The sequence below is a fragment of the uncultured Turicibacter sp. genome, assembly GCF_938044715.1.
GTDB classification, from domain to species: domain Bacteria; phylum Bacillota_I; class Bacilli_A; order MOL361; family Turicibacteraceae; genus Turicibacter; species Turicibacter sanguinis.
Genome location: NZ_CALIOS010000027.1, coordinates 1 through 3,691, shown reverse-complemented (window position 1 = coordinate 3,691; position 3,691 = coordinate 1). Strand labels below are relative to the sequence as shown.

Sequence of the window (3,691 nt, the reverse complement as noted above, 5' to 3'; positions counted from 1 at the left end):
TTTTATTACCATTAAATACGTTTACCAGTTGTCTGACTTAATTATATAATTCAGGTATTAAATTAATCAGGTAAAAAAGTTGAAGTTCAAAGTAAAAAACGACAAAATCGACAAAAACCAACAATCCTAGTTGTTTTGGTTCTGAGCATATGTCTTTTGGGAAAAAATTCAAAAAATCACAAAGATTTTAAACAAATTCACAAATTATTTGGTGGAATTATCTTGTGACATTGGAAAAAGTATGATAATTTTGAGTTAAGCGTTTCCAACCGAATGAAGTTCGCATATACGAACGAGAAAAAGAGGGGCAATCTGGTGAACCAACCGGGGGGATTCACTAAATCAAAAACAGCTATTAAGTTGTAAAAAAATCTAGGGAGGGTTTTTAAGTGAAAAAAATATGGTCTTTAGCAACTGTTTTTGCTTGTGCTGCAACATTAGTGGCTTGTTCAGGGAACGAAGCAAAAGATAACGGTTCAACAACAACACCAGAATCATCAACAACACAAGAGGGGACAACAACTGAATCAAATGATCCAGTATCATTCCGTTTCTCTTGGTGGGGAGGAGATTCACGTCATGCGGCGACATTAGAGGTGATTGAATTGTACATGGAGGAAAATCCACACGTTACAATCATACCTGAATATGCGGCTTGGTCTGGATTTCAAGATAAATTTACAACGCAATATGCAGGGGGAACAAATGCAGATTTAATGCAAGTAAACTACAACTGGTTATGGATTTACTCACCAGATGGTGATGGGTTCTACGATTTAAATACGTTATCTAATTTAGAATTAGGAAACTATAATTCATCTTTATTAGATGCAATGACAATTGAAAATAAACTTCAAGCTATTCCAACAAGTATTACCGCTCGTGTACCATTCTTAAATACAACGCTTTACTCAAATGCTGGAGTCGACATTCCAACAACTTGGGACGAATTAATGGATGCTGGTAAAGCAATTCAATCATCATTAGGAGATAACTACTACGCACTAAGTAAATTAGGAAAAGCAGGAATGATGTATTTAGTCTTCAGTTACTTAGAGCAAGAAACAGGGAAAACATTCTTTGATACTGATGGAAACATTCAATACTCAGTTGAAGAATTAACAGCTGGATATCAATTATTAGCAGACATGGTTGAAAATCATGTAATGCCTGCTGGAAATGTTGATTCAAATGAATTAGATGAGAAAAATCCAAAATGGATCACTGGAGAATACGGTGGAATTAATGAGTGGGATTCAAGTGCCGCTAAATACATTGATACGTTAGAAGAAGGTCAAGTAGTAGAACCGTTCGCTCAATTCACAATGGATGGAGCAAAATTAACTGGTAATATTCAAAAACCTTCAATGGGATTTGCAATTAGTAAAAATGCTCAAAATCCTGAAGAAGTTGCAAAATTCTTAAACTGGATGTTAACAGATGAAAAAGCAGTTGAAATCATGGGAACTCAACGTGGAATTCCTGCTAACCAAGCTGGATATGATATTTTAGTTGATAAAGGATTATTAACTGGTGTAACGGTAGAGGCTTACAATATGCACTCAAATATTGAATCAACAATCATGCATCCATTCTTTGAATACACAGATGTAAAAGATTTATATGAAGGTGCAGGAGAGGCTGTCGTGTTTGGAACAATGACACCACAAGAAGCGGCTGAAAAAGTTATTAAAGAAATGCCAAGAATTATGGATGAAGCAATGGGGCGATAAAAGGTGGAAAATGTAAAAAAGGTTGCGAATAGCACAATCAAAAATGAGGCGAAAGTAAAAAAGAAATTTAAGTTTAATAGTTCTTATTTATATGTATTACCGTGGGTAATTGGATTCTTAGTTTTTAAATTAAATCCATTCATCGATGCATTAGTTTTGAGTTTACAACAAAACAACTTGATTCGTGCACCAAAATTTATTGGATTTGAAAACTATCGTTACTTATTAATGGAAGATGAATTGTTCAAAACATCATTAATGGTTACCTTCAAATATGTCTTCTTAACGGTACCGTTAGTACTTGTGTTTGCATTATTTATTGCATACATCTTAAACTTTAAAATTAAAGGGGTTAACTTCTTCCGTACCGCTTATTATATTCCATCGATTCTTGGGGGAAGTGTTGCCGTTTCAATCGTTTGGAAATTTATTTTTGGTAATGATGGAGTTATCAATGCTTGTTTAAATTTAGTGGGGTTAGAATCAGTGATGTGGTTAACAGATACACGTTATGCGATTATTGTTTTAAGTTTATTAAAAGCATGGCAGTTTGGATCAGTTATGTTAATCTTCTTATCAGCACTTCAAAATGTTCCACAATCTTTATATGAAGCAGCTTCAATTGATGGAGCAGGAAAATGGCGTTCATTCTTTGCGATTACCGTTCCATCCATTACACCAGTTATTTTATTTAACGCGGTTCAATTATTAGTTAAGTCTTTCCAAGAGTTCAACTCAGCTTACTTAATTTCTGATGGAGGTCCATTAAACTCAACTTACTTATTAAACCTTTTCATTTACCGAAATGCGTTTAGTAGTTTTAAAATGGGATATGCCTCTGCCGCATCTTGGGTAATGTTCATTATCATTATGGCATTAACAGCGGTAGTATTCAGAAGCTCAAATTATTGGGTACATTATAACGATTAAGGAGATGAGTATGGTGAAAGGTCTTTCAAAACAAAAAATCAATGCAACAGTACGTTTCATGGTCCTCGCAATCGTTGGATTCTTCATGATGTACCCTTTGCTTTGGCTTGTAGGAGCAATCTTTAAAACAAACACAGAAATCTTTACGTCAGCAGCATTCTGGCCAAAAGATATTCAAAATGGTTGGGAATCAATCGTAAATGGATGGAAAACAAATACACCATTTAACTTAGGATATTATTTCATGAACTCAATGAAATATTTAATTCCAAGAACAATTTTCACAGTTGTTTCAAGCATTTTAACGGCTTATGTTTTAACACGCCGTAGCTTTAAATTTAAAAAGTTTGTATTTGTGATGGTAATTGGGACTTTATTAATGCCAGATGTTATTTTCCGTATTCCTCTATACTTATTCTGGCGTGATCTTAATTTATTAGATACACATATTCCTTTATGGTTAGATAGTGCATTTGCAACTAACTCATTCTTTGTTTTCATGTTAATTCAATTTATGCGTACCATTCCTAAAGAGTTAGATGAAGCAGCTAAAATGGATGGATGTAACTCATTCCAAACATTAGTTCACATCTTAATTCCAGTGATGAAACCAACAATTGTTACGGTAGCATTATTAACATTTATGTGGGGAATGAATGATTTCCAAGGACCGTTAATTTATATTTCAAGTATTGACAAGTATCCATTATCAATTGCGATGCGTTTAGCAATGGATAACACAGATTCAGCTGTTCAATATCGAAATATTTTCGCAATGTCATTAATGTCAATTATCCCTTCAATTATCTTATTCTATTGTGCACAAGGATATTTCATTGACGGTATTGCATCAACAGGTTCAAAAGAATAGTTTATTAACCATAAATAACTAATGACTTCGGTCATTAGTTATTTATCTTTTATTAGAATAAAAAGAAAAGTTTCACAAAAAAACAAACCAGGGTTATCTAAAGTTGGAGGATGTGAGGATGTTGAAGCAATTAGAAACATATTTTAAATCTTATATT

The 3,691-nt window shown here is 33.4% G+C and carries 3 protein-coding genes; all 3 read left to right on the top strand.

Annotation, left to right across the window (positions count from 1 at the left end; all coding sequences use genetic code 11):
• Positions 1 to 389: 389 nt before the first annotated feature.
• From QWC74_RS02825 to QWC74_RS02815, 3 genes are read left to right on the top strand one after another with little or no spacing between them, the layout of a single operon-like run.
• On the top strand, positions 390 to 1,733 hold the full coding sequence (locus tag QWC74_RS02825) for an ABC transporter substrate-binding protein (protein ID WP_006784719.1): 1,344 nt from the start codon (positions 390 to 392) through the stop codon (positions 1,731 to 1,733).
• Positions 1,734 to 1,736: 3 nt separating this feature from the next.
• Positions 1,737 to 2,663 (top strand): carbohydrate ABC transporter permease, encoded by a 927-nt coding sequence (locus QWC74_RS02820; protein WP_006784718.1) that lies wholly within the window; start codon positions 1,737 to 1,739, stop codon positions 2,661 to 2,663.
• Positions 2,664 to 2,673: 10 nt separating this feature from the next.
• Positions 2,674 to 3,534 (top strand): carbohydrate ABC transporter permease, encoded by an 861-nt coding sequence (locus QWC74_RS02815; protein WP_006784717.1) that lies wholly within the window; start codon positions 2,674 to 2,676, stop codon positions 3,532 to 3,534.
• The last annotated feature ends 157 nt before the right edge of the window (positions 3,535 to 3,691 follow it).